This window comes from Mycobacterium tuberculosis complex sp. N0072, from assembly GCF_030323725.1.
Taxonomy (GTDB): domain Bacteria; phylum Actinomycetota; class Actinomycetes; order Mycobacteriales; family Mycobacteriaceae; genus Mycobacterium; species Mycobacterium tuberculosis.
Map to the genome: position 1 here is coordinate 3,965,058 of NZ_CP040689.1, position 16,965 is coordinate 3,982,022.

The following is a 16,965-nucleotide window of genomic DNA, read 5'->3' on the forward strand; positions in this document are numbered from 1 at the left end:
TCCTCCGCACTACAGTGGGCGATATGCCCGTCTCGCAACACACCATCGCCGGCACGGTGCTCACCATGCCGGTGCGCATTCGCACCGCCAACCTGCATTCCGCGATGTTCTCGGTGCCCGCCGACCCAGCGCAGCGCCTCATCGACTACAGCGGGCTGCGGGTGTGCGAATACCTGCCCGGTAAGGCAATCGTGATGCAGATGCTGGTGCGCTACGTCGACGGGGATTTGGGGCGATACCACGAGTACGGCACCGCGATCATGGTGAACCCGCCCGGCACCCAACGCCGCGGGCCCAGAGCCCTCACCCGAGCCGCCGCGTTCATCCATCATCTGCCGGTAGATCAGGTGTTCACGCTTGAGGCCGGGCGCACCATCTGGGGCTTCCCGAAGATCATGGCGGACTTCAACGTCACCGACGGCCGGAGGTTCGGCTTCGACGTCAGCGCCGACGGACGGTTGATCGCCGGGATCGAGTTCAGCACCGGCCTGCCGGTGCCGACCCTCGGGTGGCAAATGTTGAAGACCTACTCCCACCATGACGGCGTAACTCGCGAGATTCCCTGGGAAATGAAAGTCTCGGGCCTGCGCGCCCGGCTCGGCGGCGCCCGACTGCGGTTGGGAGACCATCCCTACGCCAAAGAACTGGCATCGCTGGGCCTGCCGAAGCGGGCTCTGTTGTCCCAGTCGGCGGCCAACGTAGAAATGACCTTCGGCGACGGTCACCCGATCTGAACCGCAAGAAAGCGAAGCCATCAGCCCAATCTAGAACGCGTTCTAGCCCGCTGGCAAGGATCGATCAGACCAGGGCGGCAAGGTCGCGGACCTGCTCTGCGCTGCCGGCGGTCACCACCATCATGGTGACCCCGGCGGCCTCCCAGACGGCCATCTGCTTACGCACGTGGTCGATGTCACCGACGATCACGGCGTCGTCGACGAGCTCGTCCGGGATGATCTCGGCGGCCTCGTCCTTGCGGCCAGACCGAAATAACTTGGTGACCTCATCGACCACTTGCGTGTACCCCATCCGGCGATAGACGTCGGCGTGGAAGTTGGTCTCTTCGGCGCCCATCCCGCCCATGTAGAGCGCCAGGAACGGCTTGATTCCGGCAAACGCGGCCGCCCGATCGTCGGTGATGACCACCTGCGCCGTCGCGCAGATCTCGAAGTCCTCGCGGCTACGCCGGGCGCCGGGCCGGGCGAATCCTTCGTCGAGCCATTCGTTGTACATGCCGGCCATGCGTGGCGAATAGAAGATGGGCAGCCAGCCATCGCAGATCTCGGCGGCCAGCGCGACGTTCTTGGGCCCCTCGGCCCCCAGCATGATTGGTATGTCGGCGCGCAGCGGATGGGTGATGGGTTTGAGCGCTTTGCCCAGACCTGTCGTGCCCTCCCCCGTCAGTGGCAGCCGGTAGTGCGGCCCGGCGCTGGTCACCGGCGATTCTCGGGCCCACACCTGGCGCACGATGTCGATGTATTCGCGGGTGCGAGCCAGCGGCTTGGGAAACCGCTGCCCGTACCAACCCTCGACCACCTGCGGACCGGACACGCCGAGCCCGAGAATGTGCCGGCCACCGGACAGATGGTCCAGTGTCAGCGCGGCCATCGCACAGGCCGTTGGTGTGCGCGCGGACAGCTGGATCACCGACGTACCCAGCCGCACCCGTTGCGTCGACGAGCCCCACCAGGCCAGCGGCGTGTAGGCGTCGGACCCCCACGCCTCGGCGGTGAACACCGTGTCAAAACCCGCATCCTCGGCCGCGGCGACGAGTTCCGCATGGTTCTGCGGCGGCTGCGCGCCCCAATACCCCAGCTGTAGTCCGAGCTTCATCCCTGCCTCCACGACGCCCTTCAGGAGGGCAATGTTGAAACCGTTGTTAGAACCTGTTCTACTCGACAGGCGTGACAGCCAGCTCGAGCGGCCCGGCGCTGATCGATCACTCTGAGCCGCCCCTTTCCGCGCCCCTCACGTTGTCCTTCGACTACACCCGTTCGGTGGGGCCCACGTTAAGCAGGTTTTTCACCGCCTTGCGTGCACGCCGCATTGTCGGGGTGCGCGGATCCGACGGCCGAGTCCATGTGCCGCCGGTGGAATATGACCCGGTTACCTACGAACCCCTGAGCGAAATGGTACCGGTGTCCAGCGTCGGCACCGTCGCGTCCTGGACCTGGCAACCCGAGCCGCTAGCCGGCCAGCCCCTGGACCGGCCGTTCGCCTGGGCGCTGATCAAGCTCGACGGCGCCGACACCTTGCTGATGCACGCCGTTGATGTGGGAACCGCCGGCCCTTCCGCCATCCACACCGGCGCCCGGGTGCACGCGCATTGGGCCGACCAACCGGTGGGCGCCATCACCGATATCGCCTGCTTTGCGCTCGGCGAGACCGCAGAACCGGTGGCGGCTCACAAGACCGAGGATGCGCGGGACCCGGTCACCATGATCGTCACGCCGATCCAGCTGGAAATTCAGCACACCGCCTCGTACGAGGAGAGTGCGTATCTGCGCGCCATCGCCCAGGGCAAGCTCGTGGGCGCCAGAACCGGAAAGACCGGCAAGGTATACTTCCCGCCGCATGGCGCCGACCCGGCCACCGGGAAACCCACCTCCGAGTTTGTCGAGCTGCCCGACAAGGGCACGGTGACGACGTTCGCGATCGTCAACATCCCGTTCCTGGGCCAGCGAATCAAGCCGCCCTATGTGGCGGCCTACGTGTTGCTCGACGGCGCCGACATCCCGTTTTTGCATTTGGTTTCCGACGTCGACGCGCACCAGGTGCGGATGGGCATGCGCGTCGAGGCGGTGTGGAAGCCGCGGGAGCGGTGGGGACTGGGCATCGACAACATCGAGTACTTCCGCCCCACCGGCGAACCGGATGCCGACTACGACACCTACAAGCACCACCTGTAAAGGGCCCACCAACCAATGAGCGTTCGCGATATTGCCGTTGTCGGCTTCGCCCACGCCCCGCACGTGCGCCGCACCGACGGCACTACCAACGGCGTCGAGATGCTGATGCCGTGCTTCGCCCAGCTATACGACGAGCTGGGCATCACCAAGGCCGACATCGGATTCTGGTGTTCGGGTTCGTCGGATTACCTGGCTGGACGAGCATTTTCGTTCATCTCCGCGATCGACTCCATCGGAGCCGTACCGCCGATCAACGAATCGCACGTCGAGATGGACGCCGCCTGGGCACTGTATGAGGCCTACATCAAACTGCTGACCGGCGAGGTCGACACCGCGCTGGTGTACGGCTTCGGGAAGTCCTCGGCCGGAACGCTGCGCCGTGTGCTGTCCCGCCAGACCGACCCGTACACCGTCGCGCCGCTGTGGCCGGATTCGGTATCGATGGCGGGACTACAGGCGCGGTTGGGGCTGGACTCCGGCAAGTGGACCCACGAGCAGATGGCGCGAGTGGCGTTCGATTCCTTCACCAACGCTCGCCGGGTGGATTCCGTGGAGCCGCCGATCACCGTCGGGGAACTGCTGGCACGGCCGTTTTTTGCCGATCCGCTGCGGCGCCACGACATTGCGCCGATTACCGACGGTGCCGCCGCGGTCGTGCTCGCGGCCGACAACCGCGCCCGAGAACTGCGCGAAAATCCGGCGTGGATCACCGGAATCGAACATCGCATCGAGTCTCCGGCGCTGGGGGCGCGCGACATCACCGAGTCTCCGTCGACCAAACTGGCGGCCAAGATAGCCACCGGCGGACACACCGGCGACATCGACGTGGCGGAGATCCATGGGCCCTTTACCCACCAGCACCTGATCGTCGCGGAGGCCATCAGGATTCCGGGTAAGACGAAAGTGAATCCGTCCGGCGGCCCGTTGGCCGCCAACCCCATGTTCGCCGCCGGCCTTGAGCGTATCGGCTTTGCCGCACAACATATCTGGGACGGATCGGCGCGGCGCGTGCTGGCGCACGCCACCAGCGGACCGGCGCTGCAGCAAAACCTGGTCGCGGTCATGGAAGGACGGGGATAGTGGAGGGGCAGCGCTGATGGCCGGAAAGCTGGCCGCCGTACTCGGCACCGGGCAGACCAAGTATGTCGCCAAGCGCCAAGACGTTTCGATGAACGGTCTGGTGCGGGAGGCCATCGACCGAGCGCTGGCGGATTCCGGTTCCACCTTCGACGACATCGACGCCGTCGTGGTCGGCAAGGCGCCCGACTTCTTCGAAGGGGTGATGATGCCGGAGCTATTCATGGCCGACGCCATGGGCGCGACCGGCAAGCCGCTGATCCGGGTACACACCGCCGGTTCGGTTGGCGGATCCACCGGGGTAGTGGCTGCCAGCCTGGTGCAATCCGGCAAATACCGCCGGGTCCTGGCATTAGCCTGGGAAAAGCAGTCGGAATCCAATGCCATGTGGGCGTTGTCGATTCCTGTGCCGTTCACCAAACCGGTCGGTGCCGGTGCGGGGGGATACTTCGCCCCGCATGTCCGGGCCTATATCCGCCGCTCGGGCGCACCGGCACACATCGGTGCTATGGTTGCGGTCAAGGACCGGCTCAACGGCAGCCGCAACCCGTTGGCACATCTGCAGCAGCCCGACATCACCCTGGAGAAGGTGATGGCATCTCAGATGCTCTGGGATCCAATACGTTTCGATGAGACGTGCCCGTCGTCAGACGGTGCGTGCGCGGTTGTCGTCGGCGACGAGGAGATCGCCGACGCGCGACTGGCGCAAGGGCATCCGGTGGCCTGGATTCATGGCACCGCATTACGCACCGAGCCGCTGGCTTTCGCCGGGCGCGACCAGGTCAACCCGCAGGCCGGCCGCGACGCGGCGGCGGCGCTGTGGAAGGCCGCGGGCATCACCAGCCCCATCGACGAAATCGACGCCGCCGAAATTTACGTCCCGTTCTCCTGGTTCGAGCCGATGTGGTTGGAGAATCTGGGATTTGCCCGCGAGGGCGAGGGCTGGAAGCTCACCGAGGCCGGCGAGACTGCGATCGGCGGTCGACTACCGGTGAACCCTTCCGGCGGCGTGCTGTCCGCCAATCCGATCGGCGCATCGGGCCTGATCCGCTTCGCCGAGGCCGCGATCCAAGTCATGGGCAAGGCGGAGGCGCGTCAAGTTCCGGGTGCGCGAAAGGCCTTGGGGCACGCTTACGGTGGCGGCTCGCAGTACTTCTCTATGTGGGTGGTCGGCTGCGAGAAACCCAAACAGGCAGCCGCATAATCGCCCGGCGCGATCCGGGCGACGCCGCAGACCATCCGAGCATGGTGAAGTTCACACCCGATAGCCAGACGTCAGTTCTGCGCGCGGGCAAGTGCTCAGGTACTCTTTCTCCGTCGCGGTCGCGATTGCAAAGGGGGAGCTGGCCGGTGGATTCCGAACGCCGACGCTACGGGTGGCCGCGGAATCGACGCACCTTAGCCATTACTGGAGCTGCAGTCGTTGTCGTGGTGACCCTCGCAGCCATTGGTTACCTGATCTTTGAGCCAAAAATTTCTGGGTCGTCCACGTCCAGGCAGGCCGCATCGCCAACCACTCCTTCCCCGCCCAGCCAGGTCGTGGTGCCGATCGACCTTTGGAATCCCGACGGGGTGACGGTGGACCTGGCGGACGCCGTTTACGTGGCCGACTCCGGTCACAAGCGACTGCTGAAACTGCCGGCCGGCTCCAACACCCCGACCACGTTGCCATTCACCGACACCATCGGTCCAGGCGGCGTGGCGGTAAACAGCAACCGCGACGTCTATGTCATCGATGAAGACAGCCACCATGTGTTGAAACTCGCGGCCGGCATCGAACCCCCGGTCGAGCTCCCGTTCGGCAGCCTTGGCGATGCGCATGGTTTGGCAGTGGACCGCAGCGACAGCGTCTATGTCGTCGACTATGACAATGCCAAAGTGTTGAAACTGCCCCCAGGCGCAGATACCCCTACCGAACTGCCGTTCGTCGGGCTCGACCACCCCTATGATGTGGCGGTGGACGGTGCTGGCACCGTCTACGTGACCGACAGCGGCCACAATCGCGTGGTGGCGTTGACCGCGGGGTCGGCCACGCCGGTGCACCTCCCATTCGCCGATCTCAGCTTTCCCGCCGGTGTGACGGTGGACCGCGACGATAGCGTCTATGTGGCCGATCTGAACAACAATCGGGTGCTGAAGCTGGCGGCCGGCTCGAATGCGCAGTCGCAGCTGCCGTTCACCGGACTCTTCTCCCCAACTGATGTGGCGGTGGACAACGACGGCGCCGTCTACGTGATCGACTTTTACAACCGGATGTTAAAACTGCCGACGGCTTAACCCGCAGCGACGCCTGCATGGGTTCCAGTCCGGCCAGATGCCGTGCAGCCAGGTCACGATAGGCCTGCGGATTGACGTTAACCCACATTTCCGCGCCCGTTCCTTCAATCGGTCCCTTCACCTTGGCCGGCGCTCCCGTTACCAGCATTCCGGCCGGAATCTGAGTGCCGGCCACCACCAGCGCTCCCGCGGCGATCATGCAGCGCGCGCCGATTACCGCTCCGTCGAGGACCGTCGCGTGGTTGGCGATCAGAGCCTCAGACCCGACGTGGACGCCGTGGATCACACACAGGTGCGCCACTGTCGCCCCCGGGCCGATGTCTACCGGGATGCCGGGCGGTGCGTGTAATACCGCCCCGTCCTGCACATTGGCCCCCTCGCGCACGACGACGGGCGCATAGTCGCCGCGCAGCACGGCATTGAACCAGACCGACGCCCCAGCCTCGATGGTGACGTCGCCGATCAGGGTGGCTGTCGGGGCCACAAACGCGGTGGGATCGATCCGGGGCGATCGGCCCTCGAAAGAAAACAGCGGCATCGTTTAGATATACGCCCGTCGTACATATGCCGTGGCCAGACTCGCTGTCGTTGCGCTCACCGGAGAGAAAACTGTAACGTGTTCTAGTTAGCGATACCGATCGGGAGGTGACAGGTGAGTACCGACACGAGTGGAGTCGGTGTTCGGGAGATCGATGCCGGCGCCTTGCCGACCAGGTATGCGCGTGGCTGGCATTGCCTGGGCGTCGCGAAGGACTATTTGGAAGGGAAGCCACACGGGGTAGAGGCGTTCGGCACCAAGCTGGTTGTGTTCGCTGATTCCCACGGGGACCTGAAAGTCCTCGACGGCTACTGCCGGCACATGGGCGGCGACCTGTCCGAGGGCACCGTCAAAGGCGACGAGGTCGCTTGCCCGTTCCACGACTGGCGCTGGGGTGGCGACGGCCGCTGCAAATTGGTGCCGTATGCCAGGCGCACACCCAGAATGGCGCGCACTCGGTCGTGGACGACCGATGTGCGCAGCGGGCTGCTGTTTGTCTGGCACGACCATGAGGGCAATCCACCCGACCCCGCGGTCCGGATCCCCGAGATTCCCGAGGCGGCCAGCGACGAGTGGACCGACTGGCGGTGGAACCGCATCCTCATCGAAGGGTCCAACTGCCGCGACATCATCGACAACGTCACCGATATGGCGCACTTCTTCTACATCCACTTCGGTTTGCCGACGTACTTCAAGAACGTCTTCGAGGGCCACATCGCCTCGCAGTATCTGCACAACGTGGGCCGGCCCGATGTCGACGATCTGGGGACGTCTTACGGTGAGGCGCATCTGGATTCGGAGGCGTCTTACTTCGGGCCGTCGTTCATGATCAACTGGCTGCACAACCGCTACGGCAACTACAAGTCCGAGTCGATCCTGATCAACTGCCACTACCCGGTGACCCAGAACTCGTTCGTCCTGCAATGGGGCGTCATCGTCGAAAAGCCCAAGGGTATGAGCGAAGAGATGACCGACAAGTTGTCGCGGGTGTTCACCGAGGGCGTCAGCAAGGGCTTCTTGCAGGATGTCGAGATCTGGAAGCACAAGACCCGCATCGACAACCCGCTGCTGGTTGAAGAGGACGGCGCCGTGTATCAGCTGCGCCGCTGGTATGAACAGTTTTATGTCGACGTAGCCGACATAAAACCAGAGATGGTGGAGCGCTTCGAGATCGAGGTCGACACCAAGCGCGCCAACGAGTTCTGGAATGCCGAGGTAGAGAAGAACTTGAAATCGAGAGAAGTTTCCGACGACGTGCCCGCCGAGCAACACTGACGGACATGCCTGACGATCAGCCGGCGGTTCCCGACGTCGATCGGCTGGCCCGGTCGATGCTACTGCTGCACGGTGATCATCACGATCACAACGATTCCCCCGAGCAACACCGCACATGTGGATCCTGGTCGAAGTCAAGGGATTTCGCTGACGACCCGCAGCGTGCTGCCGCGGTGCGCGAAGCCAGCCGCGCCGAGCGCGACCGTTATCTGACCTCAGGCCTGCAACCGGTGGATTGCCGGTTCTGCCATGTCACGGTGACCGTAAAGAGGCTGGGGCCGGGTCATACCGCTGTGCAATGGAACACCGAGGCGTCGCGGCGCTGCGCGTACTTCACCGAGCTGCGGGCACGCGGCGGGGATTCCGCACGCACCAGGTCCTGTCCCCGGCTGACCGACAGCATCGAACACGCAGTGGCCGAGGGCTACTTGGAGCACCACGACCCAAACCGATAACGTCGCACACCCGCTTGCCGCGGGATACGGTGCCGCATCCGGCACGGTGCCACCGAGGCGTACGGTTTGTGACGGCGGTTCCGGGACTGAGCTTCCTATGAAGCCTCTCCGGTGTGCGCGAGTCGATCGAGGCGCACCAGAGCATCGTGTTCGCCGCCCTGGCGGTCAGAACTGGATTGAACACCAAACAGGTTGGAGCATCAAGAAATTCGTTCAAACACTACGTCGCTACCGCACCTTGACCCCGCGCCGGCAACCACACCCTCCGTGCGGGACCTTCAGGGTCCGATGCAAGAGCACCGGTCTGTTGGATGGGGATGCGACTCGTAGGCGATGCCCTGTCCATTCACTCGAGATCCATTCACTCGAGGTCGACTTCGCCCGGCCCGCCCCGCATCTCACAAAACGAGGGTTTACTGTGACCTTATTGTCGCGCAAAAAGAAAGGCCCGATTCTGAATATTGGGCAGCCAGCCAAATCCGCGGCAATCCTCCTTGTAGAGCAGCTTGAAACCGAGTTCAGAAGCTTTTGATTCGAGATCAGCGTCGGTGATACCCCATTGCCAGATGTCTGGTATATCGCGCCACGGCTTGTCATGATCCGGGTGCTTTTTATCGAGTTTTTGAAAGAGATCTCTATAAGCCTTGTTAAGTTTGCTGTGCGGGACGTTACGAAAGTAGTGCTTTTCACCCAGATCCAACAATCTAACTGTGGTTGTTGAACCTATCCATTGTTGATTATAAATCAGCAAACAACGTACATTCTTTGCGTACATATCCAGGATAGTGTCCCAATCAGGCGACACTTGGTGCAGCAGCACATCGAATAGGAAGAGGGCGTCGACATTACCGACTTTATCGGCAATCTCCTGGTCTCCGAAGTTCCCCTCAATAACGCGAAGTTGCGGATATGAATTTGCACGGGCCGCGACTGTTGGAGTTATGCGGCCATCGACCAATACTGCCTCTTTTACCGGGTACTTATCCAGGGCGCGAAATGTATAGGCGCCTTCCACTCCCCAAACGGCACCGAGATCCGCGAACGACTCTATGCGACATGATGTGAAAGCCCGATCTATCAGGTTGATTTTGCCTCTAACGAGCCAATAGCCACCCTGTCGTAACCGATCCAACATCATTTCACCTCAAATACGTGTGTTCAACTGGCGTCTCGCTGGATGGTAGATCACCGCTAGCTGGTCCAGTATGCCGCCTGCCATGAGCTTGGGACCAGTGTGATCTGCTTGTGCCAGGGGGAGGACGGGACCACCTTGATTGCCAGTCACGGGACCACGGCGCGCCGCGTCGGTGGTCTTTTCGCTTATTCGTGCGATCGTCGTGACAGCTCAAGTCACGGGAGGCGGCGGGCATGGCTTTTCGGGAGGTCAGTATGAACAAGATCAGGGAAGTGCTGCGGGTCTGGCTGGGGGTGGCCGGGTTGCCGGCCCCGGGGTGCCGCACGATCGCCGCGCATTGCGGTATGGACCGCAAGACGGTGCGGCGCTACGTGGAGGCCCGCGCAGGCACCCGGTCTGCCCCGCGACGACGATGTCAGCGCTATCGATGACGGGTTGATCGGGGCGGTCGCCGACGCGGTGCGTCCGGCCCGGCCGGATGGTCATGGTGCGGCGTGGGAGCAACTGCTGGGGGTAGCGAACTGTTCACTACCCCCTGGCAATCAGGTGGTCCCGTCTCCCTGGCAAGCGACAGCTCGGGCAATCCACCTGGTAATCAAACAATTTCGGGCGGCTGGCGAGTTGTCGCGCTGAGGCGGGCAAATTGCGTATCTGCTCGACCAATGCGACGCGGCTGGCCAAACAGCACACCGAATCACAGCCCGGCGAACCGCTCTTTGACCATTTCGACCGTGAGCCCGTAGTCAGCCAACGAATAGGAATGCTTTGGGGCCCGGGCACCGCTCTGGCTCTCGGCGTGGACGGTTGTCATTGCCTGTCGAGCCTCGTCGGACAGCGTCAACCCGAAGTGCCGGTAGATATCTGCCACCGTACCCAGCGGATCGGCAATCAAGTCGTGGTAGTCCACGTCGTAGAACTGGGCCGAATCATATTTGGCCCGTGCGGCATTGAACCGCTCCAGCCCACGCGACCAGGTGTCCATCGCGTCCGCACCGATCTGGGCGCCCACAAACTTCGTCGACCACCCTTCTGTGGTGTGCTGCGCCAGCGAGCACATCGACGCCATGATCGTCTCCACCGGCCGGTGAGTCTGCACCACCAGGGCATCGGGATAGGTCGCCATCAGCGCATCCAGGGCAAATAGATGACTCGGATTCTTTAGTACCCACCGCTTTTCGGCATCGTTGAGCCCAATCAGCTGCAGGTTGCGGCGGTGCCGGCAATACGACGGCGTCCAGTCCTGGCGTGACAACCAGTCGGCATAGCTGGGTACATGCGCCAGCGCCTCGTACGACACCGAATGCAGCGACTGCCGCAACAGCTGCCAACACTCCTCCAACTCGTAGGCCGCCATGAAATGCAAGCCGGTGTATCCCGGATTCTCGGCATGATGCTGGGTGAACTGTGCATCGAGCTGGCGATACAACGGGTTTGACTCCCAGGTCTCGCGCGGGGGGCGCGGCTGCGGGTACTCGGCCAGCCACATGTGCAGGCCTTGGTGGGCCGGGTCGGCGCCCAGCAGCCGGTGCAGCGCAGTGGTTCCGGTGCGCACCAACCCGGTGACGAAGATAGGCCGTTTGATGGCAACGTCGACGTGCTCCGGATACTGCTTCCACGCGGACTGGGACAGTAGCCTGGCCACCAGCGCACCGCGCAGGAAGAACCGGTTCATCTTGCTGCCCAACACGGTGAGGCCGGCTTCGCCCTGGTAAGCGTCCAGCAACACACCCAGCGCCTCACGGTAGTTGTCGTCGTCGGTGCCAAAATCGTCGAGACCCACCAGTTTGGTAGCCGATGCGTGCAGTTCGTCGACGGTGGCCACATCTTTCCGATCGGGACGCCGAGTCATTACGTGTGGTACTCCCCGCAATTGACGTCCAGGGTCTGCCCGGTGATGCCGCTGGCCAGGTCGCTGGCCAGGAAAAGAATCGCTGAGGCCACCTCGTCTTCGGTTGGCAGCCGTTTGAGATCGGAGTTTGCCGCGGTCGCCTGATAGATCTGATCCACGGTAGTGCCGTATTTGCCGGCCTGATAGTCGAAATAGCTTTTCAGCGTGTCACCCCAGATATAGCCGGGTGCAACGGAATTGACGCGAATTCCCTGCTCGCCCAGTTCCGTGGCCAGCGAATGCGACATAGCTAGCAGTACGGACTTGGCCATCTTGTAGGTGCCGTATTTCGGCTGCGAGTGCCGGATCACCATGGAGTTGACGTTGACGATCGCGCCGTGAGACTGCGCCAGCGCGGGCGTAAACGCCTGGATGAGTCGTAGCGTCCCCAGCGCGCTGAGCTCTATCGCGTCACGGATGTGCTCAAATGTGGTGCCGGCCAATGGTTTCATCGATGGCACCCGGAACGCGTTGTTGATCAGCACGTCGGCCTTGCCGTACGCCGCCAGCGTGGCCTGCACAAGGTTGCTTACGTCGTCGTCGTCGGTGATGTCGGTGCGCACCGCCACCGCCCGTCGCCCGGTGTCGATGATCTGCTTGGCGACGTCGTCGAGACGCTCCGCGCTGCGCGCAGCCAGCACCAGATCGGCGCCGTCTCGCGCACATCGGTGCGCCAGCGTCGTGCCCAGCCCCGGTCCGACGCCACTGACGACGATCACCTTGCGCTTGAGCATCCCGGTCATCCCAGCATCCTGGTCGCGATTTGCCGTTGACGCAACGCAATTCGCGCCCGCCAATCATCCTCGGAAATCTTGTTGTGCTGGTAATGCGGCAGTGCCGCCGGGATGGCGTCGAAGTCGACCAGTTCGACGGTGGGCCCATCGGCCTCGGTGAGCTCACGGGATACCCGCTGCCAGCGGAACTGCAGAAACCCGCGCCGATGGCCGAGCGTTTCCACCCAGTTGGTCACACCCGGATTCTGCTCGGCGACCACGATGCGCACCTTGCCATCCGGGTCCGCTTGGGCCTGGCTGGCATTCAACGAGGTCTGATGATTGATATAGTCCAGCGAGATGTACCACATGCTGCCCAACTGAAACCCTAAGTAGGGGGCGTCGCTCACCGGCACCGTGATCACCAGCGCTTGACCCGGCCGCAGCTCGAAATGACCGGCCGACGAGTATTGGGTGGCCAGGCCACCGGGAGTCAACCGAGGCGCCACCATGGTGTTAACCGGGATATTGAGGTAGAACCACTGGGGAAACTGTAACCAGGTTTTCACCCGGTTCACAAGCTGGGATCCCGCTGTGGCATAACGCTTTTCCATGAGCTCGCGAGTCAGCGGCGGCGGCGCGGTGCCGACGGTGTCCAGCCTGGCGATGGCCAGCGTGCCGCGCTGTTGTGACCAATCGCCGTACACCTCCCGGATCACTAGTTGCCCGGGAGCGCTGGGCCGCAACCGCCATTCGAAGCTGCCGTCCGCGGCGATGTCGAGCTCACGGTCGTCGAACGCGGCCTGGCTGGCCGGCACGTTATAGTCGGTGTACTCGCCGCCGAGCAGCTGAAAGCTCAGGTCGGTGGTGGTGCCGCGCCGTCCGCTGACCACATAGTCGCGGTTGGCCTGCAGCCGGGTGCCGAAGTAGAGGGTGTCGGGGTTGTCCAGGCCCATCTTCGTGAACGGCCCTGTTCCGGACTGCAGGAACGGGTGGTCACGCTCGTAGTCGAAGGCCAGGTGCATGCAGCCCGCGATGCAGCCGGCCAGGTATTGCAGCCCTTCGAGCAGGTCGGCTTCAGTCTCGATGTGCGGGGCGGCGGCTACCAGCTGCTCGGCTTCTGCGATCGCCTCGCGCAGCGGGTCGGAGTACACGACTTCGACACTAGAACGTGTTCCTGTTTTGCGTCAATGGCGAACATCTGCCCCCGTCATTTACGGCAATTGAAGACAAAGCCCGCTCGCTTCCAGAGCCCTGCGCACGAGCTACCCATTATTGATCTAGCTTATTGTTGCGTTATACGACAGTCTGAGCAGTATATTGTCCGCTATATGTGTATTCGTAGCGGCGTGGATTGACGCGAGGCTGGTCGAGACCCGGTCCGTGAGATGCGCCGGAAAGGGTGTCGCGATGCGGAACTCTACTGACCGTCCAGCGGCGGCTAACGAAGTCTGCATCCGCGACAGCCACCCAATGACGCGCCTGCCGTTGCGATCTCAGCACTGACGGCAGCCCGGCCTATCCGCGACCAGCTAGGGAAAGGCATTCGCAGATGTTCATGGATTTCGCGATGCTTCCGCCGGAAGTCAACTCGACACGGATGTATAGCGGGCCGGGAGCGGGCTCGTTGTGGGCCGCCGCCGCCTGGGATCAGGTGTCGGCGGAATTGCAGTCGGCGGCGGAGACCTACCGCTCGGTGATCGCCAGCCTCACCGGCTGGCAATGGCTGGGTCCATCGTCTGTGAGGATGGGTGCGGCGGTCACCCCGTATGTTGAGTGGCTGACCACCACCGCCGCGCAGGCAAGGCAGACGGCCACCCAGATCACCGCGGCCGCGACCGGATTTGAGCAGGCGTTCGCCATGACGGTGCCGCCACCGGCAATCATGGCCAACCGTGCACAGGTGCTATCGCTGATAGCGACCAACTTTTTCGGCCAGAACACCGCGGCGATTGCGGCCCTGGAGACCCAGTACGCCGAGATGTGGGAACAGGACGCCACCGCCATGTACGACTACGCGGCCACCTCGGCGGCAGCGCGGACTTTGACACCATTTACCTCCCCGCAGCAAGACACCAACTCAGCCGGTCTGCCGGCGCAAAGCGCCGAAGTCAGCCGCGCGACCGCCAACGCCGGCGCCGCCGACGGCAACTGGCTGGGAAACCTCCTGGAAGAAATCGGAATACTGCTGCTGCCGATCGCGCCCGAGCTGACACCCTTTTTCCTGGAGGCGGGCGAAATCGTCAATGCGATACCTTTCCCGAGCATCGTCGGGGACGAGTTCTGTTTGCTCGACGGCCTACTGGCTTGGTACGCAATGATCGGCTCGATCAACAACATCAATTCGATGGGTACCGGCATCATTGGGGCCGAGAAGAATTTGGGGATCTTGCCCGAGCTAGGGAGCGCGGCTGCGGCGGCCGCTCCCCCACCAGCCGACATCGCCCCGGCGTTCCTCGCGCCGCTGACCAGCATGGCCAAGTCACTATCGGACGGAGCACTACGCGGCCCGGGCGAAGTTTCGGCCGCGATGCGCGGCGCGGGTACCATCGGGCAAATGTCGGTGCCGCCCGCCTGGAAGGCGCCCGCGGTCACCACCGTCAGGGCGTTCGATGCCACCCCAATGACCACACTGCCCGGCGGCGACGCCCCCGCCGCTGGAGTGCCTGGACTGCCCGGGATGCCAGCCTCGGGGGCCGGACGGGCTGGCGTGGTGCCCCGATACGGCGTACGGCTGACCGTGATGACACGTCCACTCTCGGGCGGGTGACATCAGTGCGTGATGGCGGCGCACCTTGACCGTCGCGCATTGCGCTTCCAACACCAACGAACTGGGACTGCAGTAGTAGCGCAACCGCGCTTGGAGCGGGTCCCCACCGGTTATGGCATTCGATACCGCACCAAAGCGAAATCAGTTCCCGAACCCCGACCGCTGGTTCTCGCTGTTGAAGCCGCCCGAGTTGTGGACGCCCGAGTTGAAGAATCCGGAGTTTAAGACGCCCGAGTTTGCGATACCCACCGTTTGGGCGCCGGTGTTTCCGAAACCCGCCGCGATGACGGTGCCGACCGCGTTTTGCAGGCCCGAGTTGTTGCTGCCCCCGTTCTGGAACCCCGAGCTGCCAACGCCCGTGTTGAAGAAGCCCGAGTTGTTCGTGCCGGCGTTGCCGAAACCCGAGTTCGGGCCGGAGCCGGTGCCGACGGCGCCGAACCCGGTGTTGAGCGAACCCGCGTTGAAGGCGCCGGTGTTAGTGAGGCCCGAGTTTGACCAGCCGGTATTTCTGACGCCGGCGTTGAAATCACCGGTATTGCCTTGTCCGGAATTGAAGTTGCCCGTGTTGATGCTGCCCGCGTTGAAGCTGCCCGCATTCAACTGGCCCGAGTTCCCGAAGCCGAGGTTTATTGCGCCGCCGTTTCCGAAACCGGTATTCACGCCCCCGGCGTTTCCCATGCCCGTGTTGAGCGAACCCGAGTTCCCGAAACCGGTGTTATGGCCCGCCACGAACGGGCCCACGGTGGCCCCCGAGTTTCCGATGCCCACATTCGCGTCGCTGGAGTTGCCGATACCCAGGTTGCCGTTGCCGGAGTTGAAGAAACCGACGTTGTTGGTGCCCGAGTTGAACAAGCCGATGTTTCCGCTGCCCGAGTTCAGCCCACCGATGCCCACCTGGTTGTTGCCGGTGAGCCCGAAGCCGATGTTGCCGTTGCCGGTGTTGCCGAAACCGATGTTGCCAATGCCGTTGTTGCCGAAGCCCCAGTTGCTGCTGCCGGTGTTCCCGGCGCCGATGTTGCCGCTGCCGGCGTTTCCGGTGCCGACGTTGTTGTTGCCGGTATTCCCGAACCCGACGTTGGAGTTGCCGGTATTGCCGCTGCCCAGGTTGCTGTTGCCGAGGTTCCCGTTGCCGACGTTCCCACTGCCTGGAAGTCCCGCCCTCCCGTTGCCGCTGCCGAAGTTGCCGTTGCCGACGTTCCCGCCGCCCACGTTGGAGTTGCCGATGTTGCCGCTGCCCAGGTTCGCGTCACCCCGGTTCCCGCTGCCCAGGTTGGTGTTACCGATGTTGCCGTTGCCGGTGTTCAGGTCGCCGGTGTTGCCGCCGCCCAGGTTGGCGTTGCCGATATTGCCGATACCCAGGTTCGGCAGCTGCTGCAGCGCCTGCTGAAAGGGCACCAACTGCTCGGCCGCCGCCGAGGCCCCGGAGTGGTAGCCCACCATCGCGGCCACATCCGCGGCCCACATCTGTTCGTAGGCGCCCTCAACGGCCGCAATCAGCGGCGCGTTCAGCCCGAACCAATTCGACATCACCAACTGCGCAAACGCATTGCGGTTGGCCGCCACCAGCAAAGGGTGCACCGTCGCCGCCCGTGCCGCCTCGAACGCGCTGGCCACCGCCTTGGCCTGGGCCGCCGCCCCCGCGGCCCGGGCCGCCGCAGCGCTCAACCATCCCGCATACGGTGCCGCCGCCGCCGCCATCGCCGCCGCCGCCGGCCCCTGCCACGCCTGACTTGCCAAGTCCGAGGTCACCGACCCAAACGAGGACGCCGCGGACCCCAACTCTGCGGCCAGCCCGTCCCAGGCCACCGCCGCCGCCAACATCGGCGCCGAACCTGCACCCGTGAACATCCGCAACGAATTAAGCTCCGGCGGCAATACCGCATAGTTCATGACCCCGTCCCTTCCCGACCTGACAATCAGTCAGAACCGTA

At 63.6% G+C, this 16,965-nt stretch carries 15 protein-coding genes and 1 pseudogene; 9 read left to right on the top strand and 7 right to left on the bottom strand.

What is annotated here, in order from left to right:
• Positions 1-23 precede the first annotated feature (23 nt).
• Positions 24-734 carry an acetoacetate decarboxylase family protein gene (locus FF952_RS18540; RefSeq protein WP_003419190.1) on the top strand — a complete coding sequence of 237 codons (711 nt, stop codon included), beginning with the start codon at positions 24-26 and terminating at the stop codon, positions 732-734.
• A gap of 64 nt (positions 735-798) precedes the next feature.
• Here FF952_RS18540 and FF952_RS18545 read toward each other — a convergent pair whose 3' ends face one another.
• Complete coding sequence (locus tag FF952_RS18545) at positions 799-1,830, bottom strand: LLM class F420-dependent oxidoreductase (RefSeq protein WP_003419192.1); 1,032 nt, start codon at positions 1,828-1,830, stop codon at positions 799-801.
• Positions 1,831-1,901: 71 nt separating this feature from the next.
• On the opposite strand from FF952_RS18545, the gene FF952_RS18550 reads away from it, so the two are divergent.
• From FF952_RS18550 to FF952_RS18565, 4 genes are read left to right on the top strand one after another with little or no spacing between them, the layout of a single operon-like run.
• Positions 1,902-2,906 carry a Zn-ribbon domain-containing OB-fold protein gene (locus FF952_RS18550; protein ID WP_014588846.1) on the top strand — a complete coding sequence of 335 codons (1,005 nt, stop codon included), beginning with the start codon at positions 1,902-1,904 and terminating at the stop codon, positions 2,904-2,906.
• A 15-nt stretch (positions 2,907-2,921) separates the two neighbouring features.
• Positions 2,922-3,986, top strand: coding sequence for a thiolase family protein (locus tag FF952_RS18555; protein WP_003419199.1), 1,065 nt, complete (start codon positions 2,922-2,924; stop codon positions 3,984-3,986).
• Positions 3,987-4,002: 16 nt separating this feature from the next.
• On the top strand, positions 4,003-5,187 hold the full coding sequence (locus FF952_RS18560; RefSeq protein WP_003901662.1) for a thiolase family protein: 1,185 nt from the start codon (positions 4,003-4,005) through the stop codon (positions 5,185-5,187).
• Between the two features lie 41 nt (positions 5,188-5,228).
• On the top strand, positions 5,229-6,260 hold the full coding sequence (locus FF952_RS18565; protein ID WP_003419207.1) for an NHL repeat-containing protein: 1,032 nt from the start codon (positions 5,229-5,231) through the stop codon (positions 6,258-6,260).
• 16 nt (positions 6,261-6,276) lie between these two features.
• Here FF952_RS18565 and FF952_RS18570 read toward each other — a convergent pair.
• A pseudogene (locus FF952_RS18570) lies at positions 6,277-6,798 on the bottom strand (gamma carbonic anhydrase family protein); the annotation flags it as partial.
• A gap of 114 nt (positions 6,799-6,912) precedes the next feature.
• Here FF952_RS18570 and kshA point away from each other — a divergent pair.
• Positions 6,913-8,073, top strand: a complete 1,161-nt coding sequence (gene kshA, locus FF952_RS18575; protein WP_003419211.1) for a 3-ketosteroid-9-alpha-hydroxylase subunit KshA — start codon at positions 6,913-6,915, stop codon at positions 8,071-8,073.
• 5 nt (positions 8,074-8,078) lie between these two features.
• A complete protein-coding gene (locus FF952_RS18580) occupies positions 8,079-8,528 on the top strand; it encodes a hypothetical protein (protein ID WP_003419215.1) in 450 nt (149 codons plus the stop codon).
• Positions 8,529-8,952: 424 nt separating this feature from the next.
• Here the strand turns inward: FF952_RS18580 and FF952_RS18585 are convergent, their stop codons facing one another.
• Positions 8,953-9,666, bottom strand: a complete 714-nt coding sequence (locus FF952_RS18585) for a hypothetical protein (RefSeq protein WP_003900086.1) — start codon at positions 9,664-9,666, stop codon at positions 8,953-8,955.
• A gap of 230 nt (positions 9,667-9,896) precedes the next feature.
• Between FF952_RS18585 and FF952_RS18590 the strand changes: the two genes are divergently transcribed.
• Complete coding sequence (locus FF952_RS18590; RefSeq protein WP_003908266.1) at positions 9,897-10,094, top strand: hypothetical protein; 198 nt, start codon at positions 9,897-9,899, stop codon at positions 10,092-10,094.
• 263 nt (positions 10,095-10,357) lie between these two features.
• On the opposite strand, the gene FF952_RS18595 is transcribed toward FF952_RS18590, so the two are convergent.
• Genes FF952_RS18595 through FF952_RS18605 form a run of 3 tightly spaced genes read right to left on the bottom strand, consistent with a single transcriptional unit; the run spans position 10,358 to position 13,418 of the window.
• On the bottom strand, positions 10,358-11,512 hold the full coding sequence (locus FF952_RS18595; protein ID WP_003419222.1) for a TLR2-mediated response inhibitor: 1,155 nt from the start codon (positions 11,510-11,512) through the stop codon (positions 10,358-10,360).
• Positions 11,512-12,294 carry an SDR family oxidoreductase gene (locus FF952_RS18600; RefSeq protein ID WP_003905106.1) on the bottom strand — a complete coding sequence of 261 codons (783 nt, stop codon included), beginning with the start codon at positions 12,292-12,294 and terminating at the stop codon, positions 11,512-11,514. The genes FF952_RS18595 and FF952_RS18600 overlap by 1 nt, the downstream gene beginning before the upstream one ends.
• Positions 12,291-13,418, bottom strand: a complete 1,128-nt coding sequence (locus FF952_RS18605; RefSeq protein WP_003900087.1) for a hypothetical protein — start codon at positions 13,416-13,418, stop codon at positions 12,291-12,293. The genes FF952_RS18600 and FF952_RS18605 overlap by 4 nt, the downstream gene beginning before the upstream one ends.
• A 398-nt stretch (positions 13,419-13,816) precedes the next feature.
• Between FF952_RS18605 and FF952_RS18610 the strand changes: the two genes are divergently transcribed.
• Positions 13,817-15,034 (top strand): PPE family protein, encoded by a 1,218-nt coding sequence (locus FF952_RS18610; RefSeq protein ID WP_003905107.1) that lies wholly within the window; start codon positions 13,817-13,819, stop codon positions 15,032-15,034.
• Positions 15,035-15,175: 141 nt separating this feature from the next.
• Here FF952_RS18610 and FF952_RS18615 read toward each other — a convergent pair whose 3' ends face one another.
• Positions 15,176-16,924 carry a PPE family protein gene (locus tag FF952_RS18615; protein WP_003900088.1) on the bottom strand — a complete coding sequence of 583 codons (1,749 nt, stop codon included), beginning with the start codon at positions 16,922-16,924 and terminating at the stop codon, positions 15,176-15,178.
• Positions 16,925-16,965: the final 41 nt, after the last annotated feature.

What these genes read in the sequence shown, in the direction of transcription:
- FF952_RS18540 (WP_003419190.1), top strand. Translation starts at nt 24, where the DNA reads ATGCCCGTCTCGCAACACACCATCGCCGGCACGGTGCTCACCATGCCG.
- FF952_RS18545 (WP_003419192.1), bottom strand. Translation starts at nt 1,830, where the DNA reads ATGAAGCTCGGACTACAGCTGGGGTATTGGGGCGCGCAGCCGCCGCAG.
- FF952_RS18555 (WP_003419199.1), top strand. Translation starts at nt 2,922, where the DNA reads ATGAGCGTTCGCGATATTGCCGTTGTCGGCTTCGCCCACGCCCCGCAC.
- FF952_RS18560 (WP_003901662.1), top strand. Translation starts at nt 4,003, where the DNA reads ATGGCCGGAAAGCTGGCCGCCGTACTCGGCACCGGGCAGACCAAGTAT.
- FF952_RS18565 (WP_003419207.1), top strand. Translation starts at nt 5,229, where the DNA reads ATGGTGAAGTTCACACCCGATAGCCAGACGTCAGTTCTGCGCGCGGGC.
- FF952_RS18580 (WP_003419215.1), top strand. Translation starts at nt 8,079, where the DNA reads ATGCCTGACGATCAGCCGGCGGTTCCCGACGTCGATCGGCTGGCCCGG.
- FF952_RS18585 (WP_003900086.1), bottom strand. Translation starts at nt 9,666, where the DNA reads ATGATGTTGGATCGGTTACGACAGGGTGGCTATTGGCTCGTTAGAGGC.
- FF952_RS18590 (WP_003908266.1), top strand. Translation starts at nt 9,897, where the DNA reads ATGGCTTTTCGGGAGGTCAGTATGAACAAGATCAGGGAAGTGCTGCGG.
- FF952_RS18595 (WP_003419222.1), bottom strand. Translation starts at nt 11,512, where the DNA reads ATGACTCGGCGTCCCGATCGGAAAGATGTGGCCACCGTCGACGAACTG.
- FF952_RS18600 (WP_003905106.1), bottom strand. Translation starts at nt 12,294, where the DNA reads ATGACCGGGATGCTCAAGCGCAAGGTGATCGTCGTCAGTGGCGTCGGA.
- FF952_RS18610 (WP_003905107.1), top strand. Translation starts at nt 13,817, where the DNA reads ATGTTCATGGATTTCGCGATGCTTCCGCCGGAAGTCAACTCGACACGG.
- FF952_RS18615 (WP_003900088.1), bottom strand. Translation starts at nt 16,924, where the DNA reads ATGAACTATGCGGTATTGCCGCCGGAGCTTAATTCGTTGCGGATGTTC.